The organism is Streptomyces coryli (genome assembly GCF_011044975.1).
In the GTDB taxonomy this organism is placed as follows: domain Bacteria; phylum Actinomycetota; class Actinomycetes; order Streptomycetales; family Streptomycetaceae; genus Streptomyces; species Streptomyces coryli.
The window spans coordinates 45,181-69,646 of record NZ_JAAKZV010000003.1 but is presented as its reverse complement, the minus strand read 5'-3'; the positions used below and the strand labels follow the sequence as shown (position 1 = coordinate 69,646).

Genomic DNA, 24,466 nt, shown 5'->3' with positions numbered 1-24,466 from the left:
CCGGGAAGTGAACCCGTGTCAGTTGTCATCTCACCCGGGTGAACTCCTGTGCGTATCCGGCCGGTCGGTGCCGACCGGTGATCAGAACTCCGAAATCGCGTCGCCGATGAGCTTGGCGCCCAGCACCAGCAGCAGCACCGACATGACGGCGGCATTGTGGGCGGCCAGCCATTCCTTGAGAGTGCCGAGGATCTCCTGGGCGCCGGCTCCGGCGAGATAGTAGATGCCGAGCGGGGTGAGAATGGTCAGCGTCCCGAGGAGCACGAAGACACCCAGGGTCACCGCCTGTTGGCCCCCCGGGATGCCGGTCTCGGCGATCGCGGTCATCGCGCCGAGGTTCAGCGCGAGGTTCTTCGGGTTGACCCCGGACAGCAGCGCGCCCATCCCGAAGGACTTCACCGGGCTGAACTGATCGATCGCGCTCATCCACTTCGGCATCCGCGCCTGCTGCCCCTCGGCCGGGCGCCCACGCCACGCACGCGCGGCGAGAAGCAGCAGGAATACGCCGATGAGCAGGGCCAGTACGGTCACCCAGGTGGCCTGCTCACCCTGGTCAGAGGACGCCGGCCCGCCGGTGAGCAGCAGCACCAGCGCGCCCACCAGTGTCAGCCCGGAGATCCAGCCCAGCGTGAACGACGGGCCGTTCGAGCGGGCACGGGGTGTGCCGAGCATGAGGATGATGGCGATGACCGGCATCGGGCTCAGCGCCACCCCGAGCGCCATGGGCAGCATGCTTCCCATCGCGTTACCCATCAGCCTCGTCCCTCTCGTAACGGCCCGGTGGCACCTATGCGGTGCCGGACTGCTCCGCCTCGCTCCGTCCGTACACGCACAGCGCCCAGATCACGAACACGTCGAGCGCGATGATCAGCATCGACCAGAGCGGGTAGTAGGGGATGAAGAAGAAGTTCACGATGGCGCTGAGCACCGCCAGGGCAATGCCGACCATGCGGCCCCACAGCGCTCCCGTGATGACTCCCCAGCCGGCCAGGCCGAGGACGAGGCCCAGGATGAGGTGTATCCATCCCCAGGCCGTGACATCGACTTCGAACGCGTAGTTGCGCACGTTCACGTAGAACTCGTTCTCGAGGATCGCCGCGAAGCCCTGGATCGCCTGGAAGAGCCCGACCGTGATCATCATGATGCCGGCGAAGAGCACGAGCCCTACGGTCCAGCCGCTTACCTCTCTTGCCGCGTACGTCTTTTGTGCCATGAGATACCTCCCATCGGTGTGTCTGTCGGTCCTTACGCGCGATCCGGGGGTGCGGGAACCGAATCTGTCCGGTCCCCGCCCACCGCCACGAGATCCGCCGGGTGCACCCAGCCGTCGGCGAGACTGGCCCCTCCCGCCCGGTGCACCATGTCGCGCATCGGTATGGCCCAGCGGTGCTCGAGCAGTGCGACCGCCGCGGCCGATCCGACCGGGATGGTGTCGGCCACGGCCCACCGCTCCGCGTCGGTGAACACCCCTTCCCGCTGGGCCTCCGGGCCCGCTTCGACACCCTCGTCCCCGTCGGCGGCGAAGCCGATCAGCGCGCCGACGACCGAACCGAGTTCGCGGGATTCCTCCTGGGACAGATCGCTCATCTCCACGGTGGACAGGCTTCCGTCATCGGCCTTCGACACCACCAGCAGGTCGATCAGGCGGACGATGTCGTGCTCGCGCAGCCGGCGGAGTTCGGGAAGGATCTCGCCGGTGAACTTGGGATCTTCGAAGGCGACCACGAGAATCTGCACGGGGCCGAATTCCATGACGCGTCCCTACCCCTCGAGGATCTTCTGCTTGGCGGCTTCGAACTCTTCCTGGGTGAGCACGCCCTGGTCGAGCAGCGCCTTGAGGCGCTCCAGGTCGGCGACGGTGCCGCCGCCGGCCGGAGCCGGCGCGGCAGCCGGCGGTGCCGCCTGCTGCTCGTACGCTCCGCCGGCCGCCTGGTCCTGCTGCCGCTGACCGGCCTTGTACGCGACCGCGCTCGCGCCCGCGAGCATCGCGGCACGCGCCAGCGGCCGCCGGCGCCGGAACATCAGTCCCATGACCCGTCCCTTCTAGGTCGTGGGCTGACCGTGCAGGGCCTCCTGCAGCTGGCGCTCGGTGTCCTCGGAGAGCGAGGACTTGAGCACGGTGCCGCCGTACTTGCTGAGCGCGGCGACTGCCTTGTCCGGCGTGACCTTGTGCACCACGAGGAACAGGGCGGACGTGCCCGGCTGCAGCAGGTTGCGGACCTGCTTCTGGAAGGTCTTGTCGATGCCCGACTTCTCGATCTTGCCCATCAGGGCACCCATCCCGGCGCCCAGCGCCATCCCGAAGAACGGGATGAAGAACAGCACGCCGAACAGCAGCCCCCAGAACATCCCCCACGTCGCGCCGCCGGCCACCGCGTGGTGGTTGGTCGTGACCCGGAACTTGCCGCCCTTGTCCCGCACGATCACGGCGACCGCGTCGGGCTGGATGACGAGGTCCTCCGTCAGCCGGTGGACTTCCCGCTCGGCCTCGGCCGCGGTGGTCTCGTCCGGGTAGCCGATCGCTATCAGATTCGCCATGTCCAACGCCTCTCTTTGCGTTTCGGGTTGGCGAACTCATGCAAGTGCGGACTGCCCTCGGTCGGCATCACCCGGAACGGATGAATTGAGCGGGCCGGTACGGCTGGTGCGGGTCACACCTGCCGGGTGATGTGCCGGACCATGGACACCGGGACCGTGTTCGGCGATGAACACTCGGGGCGCGACGGGCGGCAAAAAGGTTCTCCACCGGGCGACAGGTGCGGCCGGCCGCCGACTGCGCTCCCTGCGCCCCCGGCCACGCGACCTGCGCGCCGACGCGATCGGAAGTCTGCCGGTCGCGGTCGGCGCCGTACCCGACGGGATGGCCGCGTCGGTGCTCGCGGGCGTAAATCCGGTGTACGGGCTGTACGCCAACTTCGCGGGCACGTTCGCCGGCGGCCTGTCGACGCGGACCAAGCTCATGGTCGTCAACACGACGAGCGCGGCGGCGCTGGCGGCGGGCTCGGCGCTGCAGGGCATGAACCCGGCGGACCGCCCGGGGGCGCTCTTCCTCCTCACCCTGCTCGCCGGCGCGGCGATGATCATCGCCGGGCTGCTGCGTCTCGGCCGGTACACGCGCTTCGTGTCGCACTCGGTGATGATCGGCTTCCTGACCGGGATCGCCGTCAACATCATCTGCGGTCAGATCCCCGACCTCACCGGTGCGTCAGCGGAGGGCCCGTTCGCGCTGGCCAAGGCGCTCGACGTACTGACCCACCCGGCGCGCATCGACGTGCCTTCGCTGCTCACCGGGCTGGCTGCGCTGGCCATCATCGTCGGTCTGGCGCGCACCCGCTGGCCGGTCGCGGGGACGCCGCTGGCGCTGGCCGTGCCCACGGCCGGAGTGATCCTCTTCAGCGCCGGAAGCGTCGAGCAGGTGGCGGACATGGGCGAGATCCCGGACGGCTTTCCGCTGCCGCATCTGCCCGAGTTCGACCAGCTGTCCTTCTCGCTGGTGACGGGCGCCCTCGCGATCATGGTGATCGTGCTCGTCCAGGGCGCCGGGGTGGCAGAGGCCGCCCCGAACACCGACGGGACCCCGCCGGACCCCAACCGGGACTTCGTCGCGCAGGGCGTGGGCAATCTGGCCGCCGGGCTGTTCCGCGGTCTGCCGGTGGGCGGTTCGGTCGGTCAGACCTCGCTCATGGTCGCAAGCGGCGGCCGTACCCGGTGGGGGCCGATGCTGGCCGGGGTCTGGATGCTGCTGATCCTCGTCCTCTTCTCCGGACTGGTGGGCAAGGTCGCGATGCCGACGCTCGGGGCCGTGCTGATCTTCGCCGGGGCGAGCGCGCTGCGGACCGGGCAGATCGTCACGATCATGCGTACGGGGATGACCGCGCGGATCGGCATCGTCGTCACGTTCACCGCGACGCTGGTGCTGCCGGTCGCGGCCGCGGTCGGCATCGGCGTGGCCCTGTCGCTGCTGATGCAGGTGAACAAGGAGGCCATGGATCTGAAGGTGGTGGAGCTGGTGCCGGACGGCGAGCGGACGTGGACCGAGCGCCCGGCGCCGCACGAGCTGACCGGCCACCCCGTGACCGTACTGGACGTCTACGGCAGCCTGCTCTACGCCGGCGCCCGCACCCTCAGGGCCCGGCTGCCCGATCCGGCCGGCGCCGAGTCGCCCGTCGTGATCCTGCGGCTGCGGGGCCGCACTTCGCTGGGCGCCACCTTCGGGCACGTCACGGCCGACTACGCCAGAACCCTGGCCGCCGTGGGCGGGCGGCTGTACCTGAGCGGCCTGGACGGCGACATGGCCGAGCTGCTGCGCCGTACCGGACGCCTCGACGTCGCCGGGCCGATCCGCACCTTCGAGGCGACGGACAAGGTGGGCGAGTCGACATGGGCCGCCTACGCCGCCGCAGAGGCGTGGGCGGTCAGCCACCGGGATGGCTGACCGCGCTACGTCACCCCTGACAGGTGATTCGGTGCCGCGCCGGCAGCTGGCACGGTGCCCGGGATGGAAACAGAGAAGGGGACTGCCATGACGATCGGACCCGTTCAGCTCATCGTCCTGGGGTTCAACCACCCCGAGTTCCACGGCGAGATCATCGCCGAGCTGGAGCGCCTGCGACAGAGCGACACCGTCCGCGTGATCGACGCGCTCGCCGTCCACAAGGACAAGAGCGGAGAACTGGAGGTCGCGCACCTCAGCAACCTGACCGAGAAGGAGGCGGTCGAGTACGGCAGCAAGATCGGCGCACTGATCGGCCTCGGCTTCGAGGGCGAGCAGGGAGCCGAAGAGGGCGCGGCCATCGGCGCGGCGATAGCCGAGGAGGGGCTGGAGGTGTTCAGCGACGACGACGCGTGGGATGTCATCGAAGAGATCCCGAACGACTCGGCCGCCGCCCTGATCCTGATCGAGCACCACTGGGCGGTGCCGCTGCGCGACGCGGTCATGCGCGCCCGCGGCTACCGGCTCAACGACGCCTTCATCAGCCCGCTCGACCTCGTGGCCATCGGCATGCACACCGCCGAGGAGGCCGCCGAACTGCACCGGTTGGAGAAGGCCGCCGAGTAACCGGATCACATTGGAGGCAGGACATGTTCGGAAGCCGCAGAGTAGCCCGCCGCACCGCACGTCGCACCGCGCGCCGCACCTCGCGCCGCGTCTCCCGCCGCCGTTCCTGACGGCGATCCACTGCCGGCCCGTACCGCGCCTCACCCGGCGGGGGTGAGGTGCGGTCAACGGTCATGAGGGTGGCCATGGCGACAGAAGTGCTGACGGGCGAAGCGCCGCAGAGGTCACGATGGTGGGCGATCGCGCAGGGCTTGCTCACCCTGGTGCTCGTGGGGCTGCTGTTCGGTGTGGCGATCCCGAACTTCGGCAGCTACGCGGACATCTGGGCAGCCATCACGAAGCTCACCTGGGTCGCCTTCGCGGCGCTCATCGCCCTGACCCTGGCGATGGAGATGATGAAGGCCATGGCGGCGGCCGTGCTGATCGGCCCGCTGAGCCTGCGCCGCGCTTACGTGGTCCAGGCGACCGCGTCCCTCGTCTCCCACACCATTCCGGGCCCGTCCGGCATGGCCATGCGCCGCCAGGCGTACCGGCGCTACGGCCTGAGCCCCGCCGACACCAGCCGGCCCATGCTGGTGAACAGCCTGTGGAACAGCGCCGTTCTGATGCTGCTGCCCAGCATCGCGATCACTCTGCTCGCCTTCCAGGACTCGATCCCGTCGCGGGTGCTCTGGCTGACCCTCATCGGCCTGGTCGGCACCCTCCTCGGACTCGGCCTGATCACCTTCGTGATGCGCCGCGAGGACACCGCGTACCGGGCCGGGGCCATCGCCAACCGGGCGGTGAAATGGGGGCTCGAGGTCGTGAAGCGGCCCGGGTCCGTGGACGTGGGCACGGGAGTCGTCCGGCTCAGGACCGACGCGCTCAGCGTGGTCCGCCGCCACTGGGGCCGCCTCACCGCGGTGGTGGTGGCCAAGGAGCTCACCGTATTCCTGATCCTGCTGGTGGCGCTGCGCTCGGTCAGCGCGGAGCGCGGCCTCCTCATGCCCATCGAGATCTTCGCGGTGTACGCTATCGTCCATCTTGCCACTATTGTCCAGATAACTCCGGGCGGCATCGGCGTGACGGAAACGCTGTACATCTCGGCCCTGCTGTACGCCTCGCAGGGCGCCGCCGAGAACGAAATCGTCGCCGGAGTGTTCGTCTTCCGGCTGTTCTCCTACCTCGGCCCGATCCTCATCGGCCTGGTGTGCTGGCCCATCCTGGCCCGGCACCTCGGCCGCACGGCGAACGCGCGGCGCACCAAGTCGGTGGAGAGCGGCGGTGCGGCATGACGGAGGCGCGGTACGAGGACCTGCCGCGAGCATCCCGGCGCCGGCTGCTCCGGCGCGCGGTACTGCGCCCGGCGCTGACCGTCACCTGCATCCTCGGCCTCTACTTCGCGGCACCGTCGGCCGATCGGTTCACCGCCGGCACCGCGCTCATGCTCGGCGGTGGACTGCTGCTGCTCGCCGGGATCATCGCGTGGCAGACGCGCGCGATCAGCCGGTCCCCGTATCCGCGGCTGCGCGCCATCGAGACGCTCGCGCTGGCTGTCCCCGCGTTCCTGGTGCTGTTCGCCGCGGCCTATTTCCTGATGGGTGACAGCGATCCGAGCGCGTTCTCCGAGCGCATGTCCCGGACGGACGCGCTGTACTTCACGATCACCGTGTTCGCCACCGTCGGCTTCGGCGACATCGTTCCGCGCTCGGATCCGGCACGCATCCTGACCATGGTGCAGATGCTGGGCAACCTCGTCGTGCTCGGGCTGGTCGTCCAGATAGTGCTCGATGCCGTCAAGCGCGGCCTGCGCCGGCGGGCGGACGGCGCCGCCGAGGAGTGACCGGCCCTCCGCTATCACCCGTCAGGGAGGATGCCGGGAGCACCGGCGGCCACGGATCCTGGCGGGCATGCGTGGAGCACCCGGCCGTCTGAACACCGCGGGCACCGCGGCCTGGATGTTCACCGGGCTGGTGGCCGCGAGCGGCCTCGTGCTCTTCATCCTGACCGTGCTCCGGCCGCTGCTGCTCCCGTTGGTCATCGCCGCCGCCCTCGCCACCGTGCTGCTGCCGCTCGTGGACGCGCTCGCGGCCCGGCGCGTCCCCAGGGCGGCAGGCGCGCTGCTGGGCTGCCTGCTGGTGATCGGCATCCTCCTCTTCTCCGCCATCGTGTTCGTGGCCGGGCTGGTCGACCAGACCGACGACATCGGCGCCATGCTGGACGAGGCCGGCACCAACCTGGCCGAGACCGCGGGCGATCTGGGCATCGGCGAGCAGCAGGCCACGGACGTCCACCAAGCCATCGAGAAGGCCGCGCCCACCGTGCTCTCGGCGATGCTCAGCGGGCTGGCCGACGGCGCGGCCGCCACGCTCCAGCTCGTCCTCGGCTGCACGCTGGGCCTGTACATGTTGTTCTTCCTGCTCAAGGACGCGGGAGCGGTACGGAAGACGGTCGTCCAGGTGATACCGCTGCGGCCGCCGCTCGCCGACCAGGCCGTCACCCGCTCGGCGGCGCTCGTCCGCCGCTACTTCGCAGGGATGACCCTGATCGGCCTGGTGAACGCCGTCCTGACCGCCGTGGGGGCGCTCATCCTCCAGGTGGAGTCCGTCCTGGCGATCGCCGTGCTGACCTTCATCCTGGCCTACGTCCCGTACATCGGGGCGCTCGTGTCCGGTGCCTTCGCCGTCCTCCTCGCGCTCGGCTCCGGCGGGACCACCACGGCGATCTGGATGCTGCTGATCGTGCTGCTGGCCAACGGGGCCCTGCAGAACATGATCCAGCCATTCGCCCTCGGCGCCGCACTCCGCATGCACCCGCTCGTGGTGCTGCTCGCGACGGTCGCGGCCGGCGTGTTCGCCGGCGTCGCCGGGGTCATGATGGCCGCGCCGCTGACCGCGATCGTCCTGGACATCCGACGGCTGATCCGGCAGGCGAGCAGCCACGACAGCCCGCCTCAACGACCCTGAAGCGCGACCGGAGGAATCCACGATGGGCTGTGTGTTCGTGCTCTTCGCCGCACTGTTTCCGAGGCTCGCCCTGCTCATCTTCTGGATGGCCCGGCCGAACGCGGTCGACGACGCCTTCAGCAGCTGGGCCTGGCCAGTGCTCGGTTTCTTGTTCTTCCCCTTGGGGACCCTGGTGTACGTGCTCCTCCATCAGTCGGGCCTCGGCCTGACCGACTGGGAATGGGCCTGGGTGGCCATTGCCCTGCTGCTCGACGTCGGCCACTGGGGAGCCGGTGCGCGGCAGCGCACACGGCGTGCCTGACCGCCTGGACCGAACCTGGCACCGCGTCGACCGGGTGCAGCAGCGCCACCGGGCGCTCGGCTTTCCGTACGCGGTGCTGCGGAAGTACTCCGACGACAACGGGGGCAAACTCGCGGCGCTCCTCACGTATTACGGCTTCCTCAGCCTCTTCCCCCTGCTGCTGTTCGCCGTCGGCATCCTCACCGAGGTGCTCAGAGCGCATCCGGCCCTGCGCGAGGACCTGGTCACCGAGCTTGTACCGCATTCGCTGCGAACGGACGTGGAGCAGGCATTCCACCAGCTCCCGCCGAGCGGCATCCCCTTGCTCGTCGGCGGCCTCGGCCTGCTGTGGTCCGGCACCGGTGGCGTATTGGCCGGGTCCAACGCGCTCAACCGGATCTGGTCCGTGCCGTATCGCGACCGCCCGGCCCTGCCGAGCCGGTACGGCCGGGTGCTGCTCACCCAGCTCGTGACGCTCCTCGGCGCCTTCATCGCGGCCGGACTCGCGGCGCTGTCCAGCGAGTTGCTGCATCCGGCGTGGAAGCAGCGGCTGGGCAGCGCCGTCGGCACCTTCACCGTGATCTTTATCGTCCTGGTCCTGGCGCACAAGCTCCTGACCGCGAGGCCGCGCCCGGTCCGCCAGATCTGGGACGGGGCGCTGGCGGCCACCCTCGTGATGACCGCCACGCTGGAGGTGAGCGCCTCGCTGCTGCCCTTGCTGATCGCCCGGTCCGGGCCCGTTTACGGCAGCTTCGCGACCGTCGTCGGGATCTTCGCGTTGCTGTACATCGTCAGCCAGGCACTGGTCTTCAGCGGCGAGATATCGGCCGTACGGGCCTTCCGGCTCTGTCCGCGCAGCCTCTGGCACGACGAACCCACCCCCGCCGACGAGAAGGCGCTCACCCTGCTGGCCCGGGAACAGGAACGACTGCCCGGCCAGCGCGTCAGCGTCGCCTTCGATATCACCCACGACGGATGAGGTGGACCCGGCGCGGGCGCAGCACCATCGCGGGATACCACCACCCCCCGTGAGAGGAAGTCCACGATGGACGGACCGACGAACCAGCAGGGCCCACCACCGGCCATGGCCGAGAAGCCCGCAGTCGACGCGGGCCGGCTCTGGGGAGGCGGCCTGGCCACCGCCGTGGTCGCCGCACTGGTGGCGCTGGTCGGCGTGCTCATCGCCCGGGGAGTGTTCGACGTCGCGCTGCTCGCCCGCAATACGGAGGGGGCGTTCGGCGACTCGAGCACGACCGCTTATGTGGTCACGGCCGCGCTCGCCGCGATCATCGCCACCCTGATCCTGCAGATCCTGGTCGCGCTCACGCCGCAGCCGCTGGGCTTCTTCTCGTGGATCATCGGACTGACGACACTGATCTTCGCCGTCGTGCCCTTCACCACGGACGCGAAGCCGGCCACCCAGTGGGCCACCGCGCTCATCAATCTGGCGGTGGGGCTCGTCATCGTGATCCTGCTTCCGCAGATCGGCTATTCGGCCCTGCAGCCCCGTACCGAGCAGCGCACCCAGCCCCGGACTTGATGTGAATGGACGCAGCCGGGCCGGAAAGCGGCCATGACGACTTGGTGGTGCAGGCATCGCGGGTGGTGCTCGGCCTGGCCGGGCTCGGTGCCTCCGTCGTGCGGCGGCTGCTGGACCCTGCGGATTCCGGAGAGCCGGCCCGGGACGGGCCCGCGGATCTGCTGCACCTGGTGTCGTGGTCGGCCGTCGGGCTGGGGCTCGCGGCCCAGCGGCACTCGCTGCGGGTGGTGAGAGGGGCCGGTGCACGGCTGAGCCCGCTGGCCGGATTCGTGGCGCAGCCCTTGGTGGCGCGGTGGGGCGAGCGCGGCCGGGCCGAGCAGCTCCGCAACCGGGCGGCGGCCGAGGAGTTCGTACGGGCGCTGGTCCGGGACGCGACCATCGCGGTACTCGACGAAGTCGACCTCAACGGTGTCGCGGAACGCATCGACCTCGATCGCGCGGCCGGGCGGCTCGACATGAACCGGGCCGCGGAACGGATCGACGTCGACCGTATCGCCGCACGCGTGGACGTGGATCGCGTCGCGGCACGGATCGACGTGAATACGATCGTCGCGCGCGCGGACATCGACGCGGTGATCGACCGCCTCGATCTCGCGGACCTCGTGCAGCGGGTGCTCGACGAGATCGACTTCTCGCGGATCGTACGGGAGTCCAGCGGCACCATGACGGTCGAGGCGGTGGACGCCTTCCGGGACCGAGGGGTGAGCGCGGACCGGTTCCTGAGCCGGGTCGCGGACCGGCTCCTGAACCGGTCGGCGGTGCGGGACACGACCGGTCCCGCGCCGCTGGCGGAGGAGTCATGACGCCGCCGGCCGTCCAGGGGCAACGGGCCGGAATCGCCTCCCGGGCGGCGGCGGATCTGATCGATCTGGCGCTGGTCGGCGCGATCTGCGGTGCTGCCCTGCTGGCGTACGGCCTGGCGGACTTCCTGCTGACCGGTCCCGCGTTCGAGCTGCCGCGGATCTCACGGCCCGGTGCCGTCGTGGGCGGTTACCTCGTCTGCGTCGGCTATCTCACGGTCGGCGGGGCGATGGCGGGCCGCACGGCGGGCAAGCAGGTCGCAGGACTGCGCTTGGTGGGCGCCTCCGGGCGTCCGCTGAGCATCGGCAGGTCGGCGCTGCGCGCCGTGCTGTGCGTCCTCTTTCCGCTGGGCCTCGCCTGGGTGCTGGTCGACCGCCGCAACGCCTCGGTCCAGGACCGGCTCGTGCGCACCGTGGTCCTGTACGACTGGGGCATGAAGTGACGGCGGCCGGGCCGCGCTACAGCTGTCCTGCCCTCACCCTCCCACTGCGCACCGCCGCGCCCAGGGCGTCGAAGTCGCGCTCGTTCTGATCCGCGTAGGCCTCGGCGAACTCCGCCAGGGCGAGGTCGAAGGCGTCCCCGCGACCGAGATAGGCGGCGATGGCGATGCGGTCTCCTGACCGGGCGTGCGCCCGGGCCAGGCTGGCGCCGCAGACCCGGCCGAAGAGCTTCAGGGTGGGCGGCTTCATGGAATCGACCAGCGCGATGCCCTTCCAGTCGTGCAACTGCCGGACGTAGAAGTCGCGTTCGCGGCCGTCGATCCCCTCGGTGCGCTCCCAGCCGAGCAGGATGTCGCTCGAGGCCTGCATCAGCCGCTGACCGGCGACGACACGCTGCCCCTGGCTCTCGAACTCGCTCGGTCCCGCGTACTCGGCGAGGACGGAGTTCTGGGCTTCCTTGGCCTGCAGCAGCAGCGGATCGTGATCATCGCGGCCGAGCATCAGAATGATCCAGCAGCGGGTGCCCACACTGCCGACGCCGACGACCTTGCGGGCCATGTCCACCAGCCGGAACTGCCGCAGCAGCGCCCGGCGGTCCGACGGCAGGCTTTCGCCGTACTGGTCGACCAGCCGGCGCATCTGCTCCTCCAGCGAGGCCCGCTCGGCATCCGGGAGCAGGACATCGATCGGGGTGATCAGCGGATGGTCGGGAGTGATCCTGCGCTCTCCCTTGACGAGGTGGGTGAGCTTCTCGAAGGCGTGCAGATGGTCCTTGCCGCGTGCCTTGGCCAGGGACCGGGACGTCCGCGCGGTCACCCCCTCCTCGCTGCGCTCGGTGAGGGTCCGGTAGAGCTCGTCGGCGTCGATCCGCGCGTACCAGACCTCGAGATTGCGCATGCCGGCGAAGCGGCCCATCCAGGTCCGGTACGAGCCGACGGCCGCGCGCACCACGCCCGACCGTTCCGCGTCGGTGAAGCCGTTGCTGCGGCCGGCCATGGCCAGGCTCGCCGCGAGCCGCTTGACGTCCCATTCCCAGGGGCCGGGGAGCGTCTCGTCGAAGTCGTTGATGTCGAACATCAGATGGCGCTCGGCGGAGGCCAGCAGCCGGAAGTTGAGCAGGTGCGCGTCGCCGCACAGCTGCGCCCGGATGCCCGTGCTGGGGGTGCGGGCCAGATCGGCGGCCATGATGGCGGCGGCGCCCCGGTAGAACCGGAACGGCGACTCCAGCATCCGCCCGTAACGCACCGGGATCAGCTCCTGCACCCGGGTCGCCGACTGCGCCTCGAGCAGGCTCACGGGATCGGCGCGATCCGGTGGCGGCGTGAACTCGGCGTGCGCGGAGCGGGGCACCGGGCCGCGCGCCGCCTTCCCGCGGGCAGCCCGCTCCTCCGGGGTGAGATGCACTGTCCGGCTTCCGGTCATCGTCAGGCCCTCCTCCTCCGGCGCACCGCTCTTCGCGCAGGGTCACCAACACTCGTGCGGATGCGGCGGGCGGGCATCACCCCCGCCGGGTGATGTGACGCCCCGCGGTGGGGGTCACCGTGCACCTCATCGACTACCTGGGAGGCGGCAATGGACTATCCGCTGCTGAACGTGTTTCTGACCATGCTGTGGTTCTTCCTCTGGGTGCTGTGGCTGGTGCTGGTGTTCAAGACGATCGTCGACATCTTCCGCAGCTACGACCTGAGCGGCTGGGCGAAGACCGGCTGGCTGGTCTGCGTCATCGTGCTGCCCTTCGTCGGCGTCTTCGCCTACCTCGTCGTCCGCAGTCACGCGATGAACGAGCGGGAGATGCGTGCCGCGCAGGCGCGCGACGACCGGTTCGGGCACGGCGGCCCGGCGGGCGCGGGGAACGGCGAAACGAGGCAGCTTTCCCAGCTCGCCGAGCTCCGCCAGACCGGTGCGCTGACGGATCAGGAGTATCTGCAGGCGAAGACCAAGGTGCTCTCCATGTAGGGCTGCCGGCCGGCCCGGTTCACCCCTGCCGCGGCCGGCCGTTGCTGCCGTACACCGAGAGCGCCCAGATCGCCACCACGTCGAAGGCGATGATCAGGATCGCCCACACCGGGTGGTACGGGATGAAGAAGAAGCTCTCGACGGCGCTCAGCCCCGCGACGGCGATGCCGACGACGCGTGCCCAGGTATGGCCGCCGAAGATGCCGCCCGCCGTAACGACGAGGACGAGCCCGGAGATGAGCTGCAGCCATCCCCATGTGGTCGTATCGAACTCGAAGCTGTAGTTGGCCGTGGCGACGAAGAACTTGTCGTCGATGATCGCGGCCAGCCCGACGATGGCGTGGTAGATGCCGGTCAGCAACATCATGCTGCCGGCAAGCACCGAGAAGCCGACGGCCACGGGATTCGGCCCACTCTCCACTTCCGCCGCGCGGGGCGGCGCCACGCTTCCGGCGGACCGTTCCGGTGAAGTCTGATCAGTCATTTCTGGCTCCTCCTCTACGGGAGTTGGAGCATCCTGCGCGGCACCCCGGTTCGTACTCACCCACACGGGGTGATGTATTCCGCCCGGCCGCGACGGAGGATTCGGGCACGTCCACCAGCCCGAACGAGGTGACGCCATGGTCGCACCCGGAAGCGGCTTCGAGATCCGGATCAACGGACGGGTGGTCGGGGCGCTGGAAGAAGCGTTCAGCGAGCTGACCATCACGGTTCATCCGGCGGAGACCGTGCTGCGCGGCAGCCCTCTGGACCAGGCGGCGCTGTACGGGATCCTGGACCGCATCCAGTCTCTCGGCCTGGAGCTTGTCGAAGTGCGCCGGCTGCCCGGCGGCAGACCCAATCAGGAGAGCGAATAGGGCAATTAGGCCCTATCGGCCGCGCCGCGGCGGGCGGAAGATGCATATGCGACAGTCCCCAGGAGGGGGTGAGCACATGCCTGCACCATTCGTCCGTCCGTTACGGCAGGCGCGGCCGGCGCTCAGTTCTCCCGGCCCCGGGCGCGCGGACACCCTGCGCAGCGAGCTCAGCGCGCTCGGCTGCGACCCGTTCACCGCGGAGGCGGTGGTGTCCCTGTTCGTGTCCTCGTTCGCCGACACGCTCTGCGACGCCGCCCATGTGATCCGCGATCCACGCCTCACCGAGCTGTTGCTGGACGAGTCCGCCGCGATCCTGGCTTCGGCCGACTACGGTCTGCCGCGGACGGCGCGGGCGGGGCGCGGCTCGCACCGGCCGGAGCCCGCCCCGCCGCTCACCGAGCGGGAAGCCATCGTGCTGCGGCACCTGTCGAGCGAGCAGTCGCTGCGGGAGATCGGCGACGCGCTGTACCTGTCGGTGAATACGGTCAAGAGCCATGTGCGTGCCATCTACCGGAAGCTGGACGTCACCACCCGGGAGGCCGCCGTCCGCCGCGCCCGCGGACTCCGGCTCGAGTGAACAAGGGGGTGCGTTCCCGGACTTCGTCCCGGAGCCTGCCGGCCCGGCCCCACTGCGCTGCCGGCGGAACAGGCTCCGGGAAGGCCTGGGTCAGGTCGATTTCCCCAGCCGCCTGGCCGCGAGACCTCCGGACGACTCCTCGGCGGTCATCGCGTCGAGTGCGAGCACGGCCTGCGCGACCTCGGAGGCCACCGGTCCGAGCGTGTCCGGGGTGAGGAACCCCTCCGCGGTGGGCACGCCGCCCGCTTCGCGGATCAGCCGCCGCAGCGTCCTCGCCCACACGTGCTCGAGCAGGACGTATCCCGCGGCGGCGCCCGGCTTGAGGTCGTTGCCCATCTCCTTGATGTCGTCTCCGGTCAGCCCGAAGGGGTAGCCCTCGTCCGCCATCTGCTCGAGCTCCGCGACCTCTTGACGCGTCCGTTCACCGAGGCCGAGCAGCGCGGCGATGGTGCTTCCCAGGCCTTCCGCCTGGTAGTCGCGGGCCATCAGGGTGCCGTCCTCCTGCTTGAGCACGAAGAGCAGATCGATGACCCGGATGAAGCCGAAGCGCTCGAGGCTCTCCAGCTCGCGGATGATCTTCCCTTCGAACTGTGCGTCGGGCCCGAACTCGACCGCCAGCATCTGTACCGGACCGATCTTGATCATGATGTCTCCTTCCGCTCGGCACTGCTGTCCATCCAGTCGGACGGCGGCCCGCGGCGCGTCACCCGGAAAGGGTGATGGGCGACGGGCCGCCAGGTCCGAGGGTGGGCCGCAGCGCCGCAAGGGCACAGCCGCGCGGCGCCCCGGCCGAGGGGGAGTCATGGCAGCACCCGAAACCAGCGGGCCGATCCCGCCGACGAGCCCGGGCAATGGCCAGGGCGAACTTGACCGGCTGCGGGCGGAGGTGGCCGCGCTGCGCGCCGAATCAGCGGCACGCACCCGGCGGCACGGGCTCGGGCTCGCGATCCGTAGGACCATCGCCGCTCTGCTGATCGCCGTCGTCGGCTTCTGCACGGTCGCTTCGGTGATCGGCGTATGGGGCGCGCGGACGACGCTGAACACCGACCGGTGGGTGGCCACCGTCGGACCGATGCCGGAGGAGCCGGCGGTCAACGCGGCGGTGACCAAGCTGGTCACCGAGCAGATCTTCACCGCGGTGGACGTCGAGGACCGGCTGGCCGAAGCCCTGCCGCCGAAGGCCGGGTTCCTCGCCGCGCCGGTCAGCGGGGCGGTGCGGGACTTCGTCAGGGACAAGGTCTCCGCGCTGCTGAAGACCGACGAATTCCAGCAGCTCTGGGAGAAGGCGAACCGCACCGCACACGCGCGTATCGTCGCGGTGCTGGAGGACCGCAACGACAACGTGTCGGTCCAGGGCAGCACGGTGACGCTGAATCTGCTGCCCCTGATGAACGACGTGCTGAACGTGCTCGAGAGCCAACTGCCCACGCTCTTCGGCAAGGACCTCGACCTGCCGGCCATCGGCTCGGGAGAGATCCCGCCGGGTCTGCACGACAAGATCGAGAGCGCCCTCGGGGTCTCGCTGCCCGCCGACTTCGGGAAGATCACCCTGTACGACCGCGACAAGCTCGGTCAACTGCAGGACGCGGTGCTGCTCTTCAAGCGCGGCGTGCTGGGACTGGTGATCGGCACCCTCGTGCTCCTCGGCATCGCCCTGTGGGTCTCGCCGAACCGCCGCCGGACGGTGCTCCAGCTCGGACTCGCGCTGGTGATCTCCGTAACCGTGCTCACGAGCATCCTGCGCGCGGTGAAGGACCAGGTCCTCCGCGAGCTGCCGGGAGGCGTCTACGAGGACGGCGCGCGATCCGCGATGTACACGCTCTTCACCACCTTGCGCGAACGCGGCGACCAGCTGCTCTGGCTCGGCATCGCCCTGGCCGTACTCGCGTATCTGGTCGGCCCCGGCCGGCTGCCCGTCGGCCTGCGCCGCTACACGGTGCAGGGCGCCAGGGCCACCGGCCGGCTGACGGCGCGGGCCACCCGCCAGGTCGCGGGCAGCACGGCCCTCAGGGCCTGGATCCGCCGGTACGTCGACGGGCTGCGCATCGCGGGCGCGGTGCTCGCCGCGATCGTGGCGCTGGCGCTGACCACCTGGACCGCTCTGCTGGTGGTGGCGGTGCTGCTGCTCGGATACGAGGTGCTCGTCACCGTACTCGCGCGATCGGGGGCCCCGGCCGACGGGCAGCACGCCGGGGCCGAGCCGACGGAGAACGGGCAGGCCGAGCAGGAGGAAGCGGAGGCGGAGCCGACCTCGGGTCAGTCCGCGAAGGCGGCGGTCACCGGGGCCCCGGGGTGACGCATCGGCTTCGGACACCACGGCGGCTCTCCGTGGCCAAGGGCGGGCTGATCGCCGCCCGCGGCGTGTACGGCTGCATCGTGGTCCTGGCGCTCCTGCTCGCCCTGGAAGAGCATCCGCCGCCGGCGTTCGAGGCCGCGTCGCTGCTCGCGGCCACGGTCACCGGAATCGTGCTCGCGGAAGGGTTCGCCACGGCGATCGGTCAGGAGGTGGAGCGCGGCCGGCCGCTCACGCGCGCCGAGCGGGCAAAAGCCCTGACCGAAGGCGCGGGCGCCTTCATGGCCGCGCCCGCGCCGCTGTGCTTCCTGCTGCTGGCCGGCTTCGGAGTCCTTTCCGAGGAACGGGCCCTGACGCTGTCCCGCTGGGTGACGCTGGCCCTCCTCTTCGGCTTCTGCAGCACGGCGGGCGGCCTGGCCGGCCGGACCCGCAAGAGCGCCCTGCTGGCCGGCGCCGGGGCAGCGGTCATCGGCGCCGTGCTGGCGAACTTCAAGTCCCTGACGCACGGCTAGCACGTACCGCCGACGCGCGCCCACTCCCGCTCCCACCAGTCGGCTCGCCGGCGCTCGAGACTCAGGCGGACGGTCACCAGGACCAGCACGAGCAGCAGCGCGTACATCAGCGCGACGCACACGCCCAGGGTGATCCCGCGCGTCACCGCCTGCCCGGGGGTGGGCGGTGCGGGGACGGCGTGCCGCCCCCCGTCGGCGGTCCAGATCGTCGCGCTCGCGCCTGCCCGTAACCCCGCCCGCACCTGGGTCTTGCCCGTACGCTCGACGCCCGCGGCATCCGTCCAGCGCACCTCGGCACGCACGCGGGTGCTGTGCGAGGAGCTCGGATACTCCTCCGTCACCTGCGACGCAGGGCGGTCGGCGTCCTCGAGCAGCACCGCGGCGGTCGGCAGCCGCTCGTGGCGCTGCCGGACCAGATCCTGGTGGTAGACCGCACCGGAGGCCACGCCCAGCAGCGGGCTGCCGATGACCAGCAGCACCCCGGCGATCAGCACAATCCACGCCTCGGCGACATCAATGCGCCTGCTGAGCGGGTGCCGCCGCCGGCGCCACAGCAGCCGGGTCCTACCGGGGCCCTCGGTCATCGCTGCCTCGTCATCCCGCCGACCGGTGCCTGACGTCGGCCGACGAAGCCGGAGCGGGTATCTGACACGCCTTACGAGACCGCGCGAGCGAAAGGGAGTCTATGGGCCATACAGGACATAGCCGTTGGTGAGCACGGCGTCCGCGGTCTCCGGCGCGGTGAGTCCGGTGGAGTCGAGGACGTTCGCCTCGTACGGGCCGAGGTCGGCGAAGCCGTCGTAGATCCGGGCGAGGATCTCGCGGTCGGTGAGCGGGTGCTGGGAGCGGGACGTGCCGCGCCGCAGCGCCGTCTCGCGGTCGGGGCGGAGCACCACATACGTCAGGCCGACGCCCGCGGCCTTCGCCGCCCGCTCGTACGCCTCCAGGAACCACGGGCCGACGACCCCGTCCACCACGGTGTGGTAGCCGCCCGCGGCGTAGCCGGCGGCGGCCCGGGCGATCACGCCGGTGACGGTCTCGTTCTGCGCCTGGGCCTCCGGCAGGTACGGCGCCAGCGCGCCCTGCTTGATCGCCGCGTAGAAGTCGTCCGTGTGCAGATGCACGGCGGGGGAGAGCCGGCTCTCGGCCAGGATGCGCGCGACGGTCGTCTTCCCCGAGCCCGAGGGGCCGCTCACCAGGATGATCCGCATGCCCTCCACCCTAGGCAGACGCGCGGGGGAGGGGTTAACCCCACCATCGATCCGGATGATCGCCCCATCGCTCCGGCGCGTCACCACAGGGATCGTGGAGGGCAGTTGACAACCCTGACGATCAAGGACGTGCAACGGTGATGAAGCACAAGCGTGCCCTGGGTGGCGCACTCACACTGGCCGTGGCGATCGGTGTCGTGGGCGGCGTACTGCCGGCCACCGCCACCGCGACTCCCGCCGCGAAAACCGCCGCCGAATCCCCGTCCCACGCGGACGACGCGCGGCTGCGTGCCCTGCTGCACCGGCTGACCACGGTCGACGGCGCACCCGGAGCGCTCGCCGAGGTGCGCGACCGGCACCGCAGCAGAGTACTGACCAGCGGCGTCGCGGACATCGAGAGCCGCACGCCGGTGCACCGCGACAGCAGGTTCCGGATCGGCAGCATGACCAAGACGTTCACCGCGACGATGATGCTGCAGCTGGCGGGGGAGGGGCGGGTCGACCTCGACGCGCCGGTGGAGCGCTATCTGCCCGGCGTCGTCCGCGGCAACGGCAACGACGGGCGCAGGATCACCATTCGGCAGATGCTGCAGCACACCAGCGGGCTGCCCGACTTCCTGGCCTACCTGAAGCCGCAGGATGTCGTCCAGGACCCGATGGCCGACCGCGACCCCCGGGACCTGGTGAAGCTGGCGCTCGCCCACCCGCCGACGTTCAAGCCCGGCACCGGCTGGAAGTACTGCAACACCGGCTATCTGCTGGCCGGGATGATCATCGAGAAGGTGACCGGCCGCTCGTACGGCGAGGAGCTGCAGCGCCGCATCGTCGAGCCGCTGCACCTGCGGGGGACGTCGTACCCGGACGACGACCCGGCGATCCCCGGCCCGCATCCGCGCGGTTACGCGCAGCCGGGCCCGGACGCGCCGCTGCTGGACATCACCGCGATCAACCCCACGGTCGGCGGCACGGCCGGCGGGATCATCTCCAGCGGCACCGACATCAACCGGTTCATGAGCGCGCTGGTGGGCGGCAGGCTGCTGCCCCCGGCGCAGCTCAAGGAGATGATGACGACCCGCCCGACCGGCGGCTCTGACGGCCGTGCGTACGGCCTCGGCCTGGAGAGCAAGCCGCTGCCCGGCGGCGGCGTCTACTGGGGGCACACCGGCGACTTCCTCGGTTACGAGACGGCCGCCGGCGTCACCCTCGACGGCAAGGCGGCCACGGTCATGGTGAACCTCGGTCCGGGCAGCTCGGACGCGCAGAGCGACGACATCCAGGCGGCGGTCGAGACGGCGCTGTCCTAGCCGGAACGGCCGGATATGGGCACGGCGGCGCGACGCGGGCAAACGTATGGGGGCAAGGGGCCCGTCAGGGTCACTGACCCGGGGCCGGCTTCGCAACGGCACCGAAGGGAGGCCGCGATGACCGTTCAGCGTCGCCACTTGAGCGTATCCGGCCTGGCCAGCAGTGACGGGTGCGCGGTCCTGCGCGTCTCCGGGCAGCTGGACCATCACTCCGAGCGGGACTTCCTCGTCACCATGGGATCGGCGGTGGCGGAGGGCCGCCGCTACGTCGTCCTCGACGTCACGGCCCTCGCGTTCTGCGACTCCCGCGGCCTGAACTGCCTGCTGGGACTGCACTGGATCCTCGACCGCCGCGGCGGGACCCTGCTGCTGGCCGGCGCCGGCAGCAGGCTCTCGCAGCTGCTGGAACTGACCGGCAGCGCGGCGCTGCTGCCGGCGCACACCGCCGTAAAGGAAGCGCTGCAGAACGTCCCGGAGGACGACCGGCCGGCCTGGCCGCCGGCCCCTCAGCAGGAGCGCTGAGCCCGTCCGGGGGACGGGATGTATGTCTGCGGAAAGGCGGGGCAAACGCCGCAATAGATCAGGTGACAGCGGCACTAGGAGAGATTCGACGTGGGCGGGTCAAGGAACCGGGACGAGGGTGAGGTCCTGCTGGCCGCGATGCAGGGCGAGCTGATGGTGACGCACTTCGCGGGCGGCACCTGCTGTGTGAGCCGTGCGCGGGACGTGGCCGAGACCTTCCTCGCCGACCTGAAGCGGGCCCGGCCGCCCAACTCGCGGGCGGCCGTGGATGACGTGCTCCTCGTGGTCAGCGAGCTCGCCGCGAACAGCGTGCGGCACGCTCCCGGACCCTTCGTCCTCACCCTCCGTGATCCCGGGGACGCCGTCCATATCACCGTCCGGGACACGAGCCCTGAATTCCCCAGGCTCCGCCCCATGGACCGATTCGGGAAAGGCGGCATCGGCTGGAATCTGATCCGCCTGCTGGCGAGCAACAGCTATGTCGTCGCCGAGCCCGACGGGAAATCGGTGCACGCCTTTCTGCCCTGGTGACGGTCGCTCGGGCGGCGCGCCCTCAGGAGTCCACGCGCTCCTCCAGGAGGACGGTCACGGTGTCCCCCTCCTCCTTGCCGATCGCCTTGCGCACATCCGCCTTCACCGGCAGCTTGTGCGTGCCGTCGCCGAGGGCCATGAAGGAACTGCGGAACGGGTGGCCGTCGATCGTGCCCCGTACCTTCACCAGGCCGCGGGTCCCGAAGAACTCCGCCGCCTCCGGCCACACGACGTAGGTCCAGCCGCCTTTGTTCGGGCTTTTCCGCAGGGTCGCGGTGAACTTCTTGTCCAGCATGGGATGCCGCCTTTTCAGGAGATCTCGTCGTCTTCGTCAAGGTAGACGGAGACGGGCGGCAAAACTCATCGGCCCTTCAGTTCTTCTTCAGTTCCTCGGCGAGCATCACCAGGATGCCGCTGGGGCCGCGGACGTACGTGAGCTTGTAGACGTCCTGGTACGTCGCCACCCCGCGAAGCGGCCGGCATCCGTGCCTGGCGGCCGTCTCGAGGGCCTGGTCGAGGTCGTCGACCGCGAAGGCGACGCGGTGCATGCCGATCTCGTTCGGAAGCGTGGGCTCCGTCTCGATCGCCTCGGGGTGGATGTACTCGAAGAGCTCGAGGCGGCCCTGGCCGTCCGGCGTCTGGAGCATCGCGATCCTGGCGTGATTGCCGTCGAGGCCGACCGCGGTGTCGGTCCACTCACCGCTGACCGTGTCCCGGCCGAGGACCGTCAGGCCGAGGTCGGTGAAGAAGGAGATCGCCGCTTCGAGGTCGCGGACGGCGATGCCCACGTTCTCAAGTCTGATGGCCATGCGCCGCATGCTAGCCGTACGGGACCGGAGTGCGTCATCCTGTGGCGGCCCCCCACGGATGCCGTCGCAGCACTGACACCCATCCGGGAGGACGCATGTCCCGCCGTCTGCTCACCGTTTGCATCACATCCGTGGCGCTGGCCACGCTCGGCTCGCTGGCCTCGGCGCCCGCCTCGGCCGCCGCCGCCGACCCGACCGGGCGGGTCTTCATGGTCAACCCGGTGCAGTCCTCCGGCACCCAGACCCTCACCGACCAGAAGGACTCCGATGCCGCGGTGCGGCCCTCCGACTACGCCGAGGCGCCGATCCGCAATCTCGACGGCAGCGGTGAACTGCACGGCAAGTGGGTGAGCGTGGTCTCCGACACCGGCAAATCCGCCACTGCCGGCGATGACGGCCGGTTCGACTACACCCGCAGCGCCGACCAGTTCGAGCAGGTCATGACGTATTTCTGGGTCAACGAGGCGCAGGAGTATCTGCAGGGCCTGGGCTTCGGCAGCGAGCTGCCCGGGGTCAATGACCGGCAGCAGCCGATGCGGATCAATCAGTGGGGCGCCGACAACTCCTTCTTCACCGACAAGAAGGCCGAGATCCGCCTCGGCAAGGGCGGCGTGGACGACGCCGAGGACGCCGAGGTGATCGTGCACGAGTACGGGCACGCCGTGCACCACGCTCAGGTGCCGGGATACGGCACCAGCGTGGAGGCCGGTTCGATCGGGGAGGCCTTCGGGGACTATCTGGCCGTCACCGTCGGCGACTTCGCCGACCAGCGGTACGGCTGGCCGCGCAAGGCCGACCTGGCCTGCGTCGCCGACTGGGACGCCGTCTCGTACACGAGCACCGCGCCGCACTGCCTGCGCCGGGTGGACGGGAACAAGGTGTACGGGGACCGGGTCGGCCAGGTGCACGCGGACGGCCAGATCTGGTCCCGGGCGCTCTACGACATCCGCGGGGCGCTGGGTGCCCGCGCCGCCGACCGCATCATCATCAACGCCCAGTTCGACTTCGCACCCGACACCAGCTTCACCGCCGCGGCGCGGGCCACCATCGCGACCGCGGCGGAGATGTACGGGGAGAAGGCGGCGGACGCGGTGCGCAAGGCGTTCCGGGCGCGGGAGATCCCCGGGGTCTGACCTGGTGGCTCAGGCGGCGGGCGCGTTCGTGCCCGGCTTGCCGTCGGCCGCCCCGGCGGTCAGTTCGCCGATGGCGTCGGCGATGTCCTTCCAGGCCGAATCGGGGAGGTCGTGGCCGACGCCGGGGAGGATCCGCAGGCGGGCGCCGGGGATACGGGCGGCGGTGCGCCTGCCGCCGGTGGGCTTGATCAGGGGGTCGTCCGCGCCGTGCAGCACCAGCGTGGGCACCGTGATCTCGGTGATCTTCGGGCCGTGCCACTGGGCGCCGATCTGGCGGCTCTGCGCCTTCGCGTCGTGCAGGCCGCTGTCGGCGACGCGCTCGGCCGTCTCGCGAGCCGCCGCCTCGTCGAAGGGGTGGTTCGGCGAGGCGAGCAGCCGCTGGATGGCGACCCCGGCCTCGACCGTGCCCTCCCGGGTGTCGGGGAACTTCAGGCGGGCGAACTTGCTGAGCGTGCCCGTCCGGATGTACTTCAGCGTGCCCATCCCCGCCGCGTCCCCGGGGATCGCGGACATCGAGGTCAGGGTGCGTACCCGACCGGGGTGCCGCAGCGCGATGCGCTGGGCCACGGCGCCGCCGAGCGACTGGCCGAAGAGATGCGCGGACTCCCAGCCCAGGGCGTCGAGCACGGAGATCGCGTCGTCCGCCATGTCCTCGGCCGTGTACGCCTCGCCGCGCTTGCGGAAGAGCGACGTGATCGGGTTGCTGGTGGCGGTGGGCGGCAGGTGGGTGGACTCGCCGGCGTCCCGGTTGTCGTAGCGGGCCACGGCGAAGCCGCGCGCGGCCAGCTCCGCGCACAGCCCGTCCGGGATCATCCGGCGGGAGGCGCCCAGGCCGGAGACGATCAGGAGCGGCTCGCCGCCGGCTTCCGGCTGCCACCGGTCGTAGGCGAGCTGCACCTGCCCGTTTCTGGCCCAGGCGACCGGTGTCCACCGCGATGTCGACGGAGTGCTCATGATCCTTTTCCCTTCCCAGATACTGCGAATGGCGTTCGCACTATTAGAGTGTACGGCATGAACGCTGAGGAGCCGGTGACGGTATGGACGCGCCCCGAGCGCGGCGCGCGCGGCCCCGCCGGCGGGTACAGCCGCGCGCGGATCACCGCCGCCGCGATCGAGCTGGCCGACGCCGACGGGCTCGCCGCCGTCTCGATGCGCCGGGTGGCCGGCAAGCTGGGCACCGGCCCGGCGTCCCTGTACCGGTACGTCGCAGGGCGTGACGACCTCCTGGACCTGATGAGCGACGAGGTCGCGGGGGAGGTCGACCTCGGCGTCCCGCTGACCGGGGACCCCGTCGAGGACCTGCTGTCCCTGGCCGTACGCACCAAGACGGCGCAGCTGCGGCACCCCTGGGCGCTCGACATCCCGCCCGAGCCGCTGCGCCTCGGCCCGCGCGGCCTGGACTATCTCGAGTACGCGCTGCGCGCACTGGAGCCCGCGCCTCTGTCGGGAGGGGCCAAGCTCGAAGCCATCGGGCTGCTGAACGCCCAGGTCACGGTCTTCGCCCGCACCGAACTGCAGGGCCGCCGCGCCGACACCGGCCGCCGCGCGGCCCAGGCCGCCTATCTCGCCCAGGCGGCCGCCGCGGGCGACCATCCGGTGCTCGCGGCGACGATGGCCGACGCGGCGGCCGCCCCTCCCGTCGAGGATCTTTTCGAGCGTTTGGTACGTCGCGTGCTCACCGGCCTGCTCGGCTGAT

33 protein-coding genes are annotated in these 24,466 nt (G+C 70.6%); 20 read left to right on the top strand and 13 right to left on the bottom strand.

Annotation, left to right across the window (positions count from 1 at the left end; genetic code table 11):
- Positions 1 to 81 precede the first annotated feature (81 nt).
- Genes G5C51_RS01805 through G5C51_RS01785 form a run of 5 tightly spaced genes read right to left on the bottom strand, consistent with a single transcriptional unit; the run spans position 82 to position 2,538 of the window.
- On the bottom strand, positions 82 to 753 hold the full coding sequence (locus G5C51_RS01805) for a GAP family protein (RefSeq protein WP_165230336.1): 672 nt from the start codon (positions 751 to 753) through the stop codon (positions 82 to 84).
- Positions 754 to 787: 34 nt separating this feature from the next.
- On the bottom strand, positions 788 to 1,213 hold the full coding sequence (locus G5C51_RS01800) for a DUF7144 family membrane protein (protein ID WP_165230333.1): 426 nt from the start codon (positions 1,211 to 1,213) through the stop codon (positions 788 to 790).
- Between the two features lie 32 nt (positions 1,214 to 1,245).
- Positions 1,246 to 1,752 carry a DUF6325 family protein gene (locus tag G5C51_RS01795; RefSeq protein ID WP_165230330.1) on the bottom strand — a complete coding sequence of 169 codons (507 nt, stop codon included), beginning with the start codon at positions 1,750 to 1,752 and terminating at the stop codon, positions 1,246 to 1,248.
- Between the two features lie 9 nt (positions 1,753 to 1,761).
- Positions 1,762 to 2,031 (bottom strand): SHOCT domain-containing protein, encoded by a 270-nt coding sequence (locus tag G5C51_RS01790; RefSeq protein WP_240929314.1) that lies wholly within the window; start codon positions 2,029 to 2,031, stop codon positions 1,762 to 1,764.
- A 12-nt stretch (positions 2,032 to 2,043) separates the two neighbouring features.
- Positions 2,044 to 2,538: a DUF1269 domain-containing protein gene (locus tag G5C51_RS01785; RefSeq protein ID WP_165230327.1), complete on the bottom strand. Its 495-nt coding sequence runs from the start codon at positions 2,536 to 2,538 to the stop codon at positions 2,044 to 2,046.
- Between the two features lie 166 nt (positions 2,539 to 2,704).
- Between G5C51_RS01785 and G5C51_RS01780 the strand changes: the two genes are divergently transcribed.
- The 10 genes from G5C51_RS01780 to G5C51_RS01735 all read left to right on the top strand — a co-directional run bounded on the left by G5C51_RS01780 (position 2,705) and on the right by G5C51_RS01735 (position 11,067).
- Positions 2,705 to 4,435, top strand: a complete 1,731-nt coding sequence (locus tag G5C51_RS01780; protein ID WP_165230324.1) for a SulP family inorganic anion transporter — start codon at positions 2,705 to 2,707, stop codon at positions 4,433 to 4,435.
- 87 nt (positions 4,436 to 4,522) lie between these two features.
- A complete protein-coding gene (locus G5C51_RS01775; protein ID WP_165230321.1) occupies positions 4,523 to 5,059 on the top strand; it encodes a hypothetical protein in 537 nt (178 codons plus the stop codon).
- A gap of 185 nt (positions 5,060 to 5,244) precedes the next feature.
- Positions 5,245 to 6,333: a lysylphosphatidylglycerol synthase transmembrane domain-containing protein gene (locus tag G5C51_RS01770; RefSeq protein ID WP_165230318.1), complete on the top strand. Its 1,089-nt coding sequence runs from the start codon at positions 5,245 to 5,247 to the stop codon at positions 6,331 to 6,333.
- On the top strand, positions 6,330 to 6,881 hold the full coding sequence (locus G5C51_RS01765; RefSeq protein ID WP_165230315.1) for a potassium channel family protein: 552 nt from the start codon (positions 6,330 to 6,332) through the stop codon (positions 6,879 to 6,881). The genes G5C51_RS01770 and G5C51_RS01765 overlap by 4 nt, the downstream gene beginning before the upstream one ends.
- 67 nt (positions 6,882 to 6,948) lie before the next feature.
- Complete coding sequence (locus G5C51_RS01760) at positions 6,949 to 8,004, top strand: AI-2E family transporter (protein ID WP_165230312.1); 1,056 nt, start codon at positions 6,949 to 6,951, stop codon at positions 8,002 to 8,004.
- A 31-nt stretch (positions 8,005 to 8,035) separates the two neighbouring features.
- Positions 8,036 to 8,305 carry a hypothetical protein gene (locus tag G5C51_RS01755; protein WP_206313308.1) on the top strand — a complete coding sequence of 90 codons (270 nt, stop codon included), beginning with the start codon at positions 8,036 to 8,038 and terminating at the stop codon, positions 8,303 to 8,305.
- Complete coding sequence (locus tag G5C51_RS01750; protein WP_206313307.1) at positions 8,298 to 9,263, top strand: YhjD/YihY/BrkB family envelope integrity protein; 966 nt, start codon at positions 8,298 to 8,300, stop codon at positions 9,261 to 9,263. The genes G5C51_RS01755 and G5C51_RS01750 overlap by 8 nt, the downstream gene beginning before the upstream one ends.
- A gap of 66 nt (positions 9,264 to 9,329) precedes the next feature.
- The gene (locus tag G5C51_RS01745; protein WP_206313306.1) at positions 9,330 to 9,824 is read left to right on the top strand and encodes a DUF6069 family protein; all 495 of its coding nucleotides are present in this window, start codon (positions 9,330 to 9,332) and stop codon (positions 9,822 to 9,824) included.
- Positions 9,825 to 9,829: 5 nt separating this feature from the next.
- Positions 9,830 to 10,627, top strand: coding sequence for a hypothetical protein (locus G5C51_RS01740; protein WP_165230306.1), 798 nt, complete (start codon positions 9,830 to 9,832; stop codon positions 10,625 to 10,627).
- A complete protein-coding gene (locus G5C51_RS01735; protein WP_165230303.1) occupies positions 10,624 to 11,067 on the top strand; it encodes an RDD family protein in 444 nt (147 codons plus the stop codon). The genes G5C51_RS01740 and G5C51_RS01735 overlap by 4 nt, the downstream gene beginning before the upstream one ends.
- A gap of 16 nt (positions 11,068 to 11,083) precedes the next feature.
- On the opposite strand, the gene G5C51_RS01730 is transcribed toward G5C51_RS01735, so the two are convergent.
- Entirely contained in the window at positions 11,084 to 12,487 is a 1,404-nt protein-coding gene (locus G5C51_RS01730) for a DUF2252 domain-containing protein (RefSeq protein WP_165230300.1), read from the bottom strand.
- Positions 12,488 to 12,637: 150 nt separating this feature from the next.
- Here G5C51_RS01730 and G5C51_RS01725 point away from each other — a divergent pair, with 150 nt between their 5' ends.
- Positions 12,638 to 13,021 (top strand): SHOCT domain-containing protein, encoded by a 384-nt coding sequence (locus G5C51_RS01725; RefSeq protein WP_165230296.1) that lies wholly within the window; start codon positions 12,638 to 12,640, stop codon positions 13,019 to 13,021.
- Positions 13,022 to 13,040: 19 nt separating this feature from the next.
- Here the strand turns inward: G5C51_RS01725 and G5C51_RS01720 are convergent, their stop codons facing one another.
- Entirely contained in the window at positions 13,041 to 13,505 is a 465-nt protein-coding gene (locus G5C51_RS01720) for a DUF7144 family membrane protein (protein WP_206313305.1), read from the bottom strand.
- A 136-nt stretch (positions 13,506 to 13,641) separates the two neighbouring features.
- On the opposite strand from G5C51_RS01720, the gene G5C51_RS01715 reads away from it, so the two are divergent.
- Together G5C51_RS01715 and G5C51_RS01710 are read left to right on the top strand one after the other, a co-directional pair.
- Positions 13,642 to 13,878, top strand: a complete 237-nt coding sequence (locus tag G5C51_RS01715; protein WP_165230294.1) for a hypothetical protein — start codon at positions 13,642 to 13,644, stop codon at positions 13,876 to 13,878.
- A gap of 76 nt (positions 13,879 to 13,954) precedes the next feature.
- A complete protein-coding gene (locus G5C51_RS01710) occupies positions 13,955 to 14,455 on the top strand; it encodes a helix-turn-helix transcriptional regulator (protein WP_240929312.1) in 501 nt (166 codons plus the stop codon).
- 90 nt (positions 14,456 to 14,545) lie between these two features.
- On the opposite strand, the gene G5C51_RS01705 is transcribed toward G5C51_RS01710, so the two are convergent.
- Entirely contained in the window at positions 14,546 to 15,100 is a 555-nt protein-coding gene (locus G5C51_RS01705) for a DUF1269 domain-containing protein (protein ID WP_206313303.1), read from the bottom strand.
- 157 nt (positions 15,101 to 15,257) lie between these two features.
- Between G5C51_RS01705 and G5C51_RS01700 the strand changes: the two genes are divergently transcribed.
- On the top strand, positions 15,258 to 16,751 hold the full coding sequence (locus G5C51_RS01700) for a hypothetical protein (protein WP_165230291.1): 1,494 nt from the start codon (positions 15,258 to 15,260) through the stop codon (positions 16,749 to 16,751).
- A gap of 32 nt (positions 16,752 to 16,783) precedes the next feature.
- Positions 16,784 to 17,260 carry a hypothetical protein gene (locus tag G5C51_RS01695; protein WP_165230288.1) on the top strand — a complete coding sequence of 159 codons (477 nt, stop codon included), beginning with the start codon at positions 16,784 to 16,786 and terminating at the stop codon, positions 17,258 to 17,260.
- Here G5C51_RS01695 and G5C51_RS01690 read toward each other — a convergent pair.
- Together G5C51_RS01690 and G5C51_RS01685 are read right to left on the bottom strand one after the other, a co-directional pair.
- Positions 17,257 to 17,844, bottom strand: a complete 588-nt coding sequence (locus G5C51_RS01690; RefSeq protein WP_165230285.1) for an Rv1733c family protein — start codon at positions 17,842 to 17,844, stop codon at positions 17,257 to 17,259. The genes G5C51_RS01695 and G5C51_RS01690 overlap by 4 nt on opposite strands.
- A gap of 99 nt (positions 17,845 to 17,943) precedes the next feature.
- On the bottom strand, positions 17,944 to 18,471 hold the full coding sequence (locus tag G5C51_RS01685) for an AAA family ATPase (RefSeq protein WP_165230282.1): 528 nt from the start codon (positions 18,469 to 18,471) through the stop codon (positions 17,944 to 17,946).
- A 140-nt stretch (positions 18,472 to 18,611) separates the two neighbouring features.
- Between G5C51_RS01685 and G5C51_RS01680 the strand changes: the two genes are divergently transcribed.
- The 3 genes from G5C51_RS01680 (at position 18,612) to G5C51_RS01670 (ending at position 20,828) form a co-directional block, all read left to right on the top strand.
- On the top strand, positions 18,612 to 19,775 hold the full coding sequence (locus G5C51_RS01680; RefSeq protein ID WP_206313302.1) for a serine hydrolase domain-containing protein: 1,164 nt from the start codon (positions 18,612 to 18,614) through the stop codon (positions 19,773 to 19,775).
- Positions 19,776 to 19,892: 117 nt separating this feature from the next.
- Positions 19,893 to 20,297: an STAS domain-containing protein gene (locus G5C51_RS01675; RefSeq protein WP_165230276.1), complete on the top strand. Its 405-nt coding sequence runs from the start codon at positions 19,893 to 19,895 to the stop codon at positions 20,295 to 20,297.
- A gap of 90 nt (positions 20,298 to 20,387) precedes the next feature.
- A complete protein-coding gene (locus G5C51_RS01670; protein WP_338117976.1) occupies positions 20,388 to 20,828 on the top strand; it encodes an ATP-binding protein in 441 nt (146 codons plus the stop codon).
- 22 nt (positions 20,829 to 20,850) lie between these two features.
- Here G5C51_RS01670 and G5C51_RS01665 read toward each other — a convergent pair whose 3' ends face one another.
- Both G5C51_RS01665 and G5C51_RS01660 read right to left on the bottom strand, forming a co-directional pair.
- Entirely contained in the window at positions 20,851 to 21,123 is a 273-nt protein-coding gene (locus G5C51_RS01665; protein ID WP_165230273.1) for a DUF1905 domain-containing protein, read from the bottom strand.
- A gap of 76 nt (positions 21,124 to 21,199) precedes the next feature.
- On the bottom strand, positions 21,200 to 21,637 hold the full coding sequence (locus G5C51_RS01660) for a VOC family protein (protein ID WP_165230270.1): 438 nt from the start codon (positions 21,635 to 21,637) through the stop codon (positions 21,200 to 21,202).
- Positions 21,638 to 21,732: 95 nt separating this feature from the next.
- On the opposite strand from G5C51_RS01660, the gene G5C51_RS01655 reads away from it, so the two are divergent.
- Positions 21,733 to 22,770 carry a M4 family metallopeptidase gene (locus tag G5C51_RS01655; protein ID WP_165230267.1) on the top strand — a complete coding sequence of 346 codons (1,038 nt, stop codon included), beginning with the start codon at positions 21,733 to 21,735 and terminating at the stop codon, positions 22,768 to 22,770.
- Positions 22,771 to 22,779: 9 nt separating this feature from the next.
- Here G5C51_RS01655 and G5C51_RS01650 read toward each other — a convergent pair whose 3' ends face one another.
- The gene (locus G5C51_RS01650; RefSeq protein ID WP_165230264.1) at positions 22,780 to 23,724 is read right to left on the bottom strand and encodes an alpha/beta fold hydrolase; all 945 of its coding nucleotides are present in this window, start codon (positions 23,722 to 23,724) and stop codon (positions 22,780 to 22,782) included.
- 57 nt (positions 23,725 to 23,781) lie between these two features.
- On the opposite strand from G5C51_RS01650, the gene G5C51_RS01645 reads away from it, so the two are divergent.
- Positions 23,782 to 24,465, top strand: coding sequence for a TetR/AcrR family transcriptional regulator (locus G5C51_RS01645; RefSeq protein WP_165230261.1), 684 nt, complete (start codon positions 23,782 to 23,784; stop codon positions 24,463 to 24,465).
- Position 24,466: the final 1 nt, after the last annotated feature.

Excerpts from the sequence above, each read along its gene's own strand:
- G5C51_RS01770 (WP_165230318.1), top strand. The coding sequence starts at position 5,245 with ATGGCGACAGAAGTGCTGACGGGCGAAGCGCCGCAGAGGTCACGATGG.
- G5C51_RS01790 (WP_240929314.1), bottom strand. The coding sequence starts at position 2,031 with ATGGGACTGATGTTCCGGCGCCGGCGGCCGCTGGCGCGTGCCGCGATG.
- G5C51_RS01700 (WP_165230291.1), top strand. The coding sequence starts at position 15,258 with ATGGCAGCACCCGAAACCAGCGGGCCGATCCCGCCGACGAGCCCGGGC.
- G5C51_RS01675 (WP_165230276.1), top strand. The coding sequence starts at position 19,893 with ATGACCGTTCAGCGTCGCCACTTGAGCGTATCCGGCCTGGCCAGCAGT.
- G5C51_RS01680 (WP_206313302.1), top strand. The coding sequence starts at position 18,612 with ATGAAGCACAAGCGTGCCCTGGGTGGCGCACTCACACTGGCCGTGGCG.
- G5C51_RS01795 (WP_165230330.1), bottom strand. The coding sequence starts at position 1,752 with ATGGAATTCGGCCCCGTGCAGATTCTCGTGGTCGCCTTCGAAGATCCC.
- G5C51_RS01690 (WP_165230285.1), bottom strand. The coding sequence starts at position 17,844 with ATGACCGAGGGCCCCGGTAGGACCCGGCTGCTGTGGCGCCGGCGGCGG.
- G5C51_RS01685 (WP_165230282.1), bottom strand. The coding sequence starts at position 18,471 with ATGCGGATCATCCTGGTGAGCGGCCCCTCGGGCTCGGGGAAGACGACC.
- G5C51_RS01660 (WP_165230270.1), bottom strand. The coding sequence starts at position 21,637 with ATGGCCATCAGACTTGAGAACGTGGGCATCGCCGTCCGCGACCTCGAA.
- G5C51_RS01745 (WP_206313306.1), top strand. The coding sequence starts at position 9,330 with ATGGACGGACCGACGAACCAGCAGGGCCCACCACCGGCCATGGCCGAG.
- G5C51_RS01800 (WP_165230333.1), bottom strand. The coding sequence starts at position 1,213 with ATGGCACAAAAGACGTACGCGGCAAGAGAGGTAAGCGGCTGGACCGTA.
- G5C51_RS01765 (WP_165230315.1), top strand. The coding sequence starts at position 6,330 with ATGACGGAGGCGCGGTACGAGGACCTGCCGCGAGCATCCCGGCGCCGG.
- G5C51_RS01775 (WP_165230321.1), top strand. The coding sequence starts at position 4,523 with ATGACGATCGGACCCGTTCAGCTCATCGTCCTGGGGTTCAACCACCCC.
- G5C51_RS01715 (WP_165230294.1), top strand. The coding sequence starts at position 13,642 with ATGGTCGCACCCGGAAGCGGCTTCGAGATCCGGATCAACGGACGGGTG.
- G5C51_RS01735 (WP_165230303.1), top strand. The coding sequence starts at position 10,624 with ATGACGCCGCCGGCCGTCCAGGGGCAACGGGCCGGAATCGCCTCCCGG.
- G5C51_RS01645 (WP_165230261.1), top strand. The coding sequence starts at position 23,782 with ATGAACGCTGAGGAGCCGGTGACGGTATGGACGCGCCCCGAGCGCGGC.
- G5C51_RS01780 (WP_165230324.1), top strand. The coding sequence starts at position 2,705 with ATGAACACTCGGGGCGCGACGGGCGGCAAAAAGGTTCTCCACCGGGCG.
- G5C51_RS01730 (WP_165230300.1), bottom strand. The coding sequence starts at position 12,487 with ATGACCGGAAGCCGGACAGTGCATCTCACCCCGGAGGAGCGGGCTGCC.
- G5C51_RS01720 (WP_206313305.1), bottom strand. The coding sequence starts at position 13,505 with ATGACTGATCAGACTTCACCGGAACGGTCCGCCGGAAGCGTGGCGCCG.
- G5C51_RS01705 (WP_206313303.1), bottom strand. The coding sequence starts at position 15,100 with ATGATCAAGATCGGTCCGGTACAGATGCTGGCGGTCGAGTTCGGGCCC.
- G5C51_RS01655 (WP_165230267.1), top strand. The coding sequence starts at position 21,733 with ATGTCCCGCCGTCTGCTCACCGTTTGCATCACATCCGTGGCGCTGGCC.
- G5C51_RS01650 (WP_165230264.1), bottom strand. The coding sequence starts at position 23,724 with ATGAGCACTCCGTCGACATCGCGGTGGACACCGGTCGCCTGGGCCAGA.
- G5C51_RS01740 (WP_165230306.1), top strand. The coding sequence starts at position 9,830 with ATGGACGCAGCCGGGCCGGAAAGCGGCCATGACGACTTGGTGGTGCAG.
- G5C51_RS01760 (WP_165230312.1), top strand. The coding sequence starts at position 6,949 with ATGCGTGGAGCACCCGGCCGTCTGAACACCGCGGGCACCGCGGCCTGG.
- G5C51_RS01665 (WP_165230273.1), bottom strand. The coding sequence starts at position 21,123 with ATGCTGGACAAGAAGTTCACCGCGACCCTGCGGAAAAGCCCGAACAAA.
- G5C51_RS01805 (WP_165230336.1), bottom strand. The coding sequence starts at position 753 with ATGGGTAACGCGATGGGAAGCATGCTGCCCATGGCGCTCGGGGTGGCG.
- G5C51_RS01710 (WP_240929312.1), top strand. The coding sequence starts at position 13,955 with ATGCCTGCACCATTCGTCCGTCCGTTACGGCAGGCGCGGCCGGCGCTC.
- G5C51_RS01725 (WP_165230296.1), top strand. The coding sequence starts at position 12,638 with ATGGACTATCCGCTGCTGAACGTGTTTCTGACCATGCTGTGGTTCTTC.
- G5C51_RS01785 (WP_165230327.1), bottom strand. The coding sequence starts at position 2,538 with ATGGCGAATCTGATAGCGATCGGCTACCCGGACGAGACCACCGCGGCC.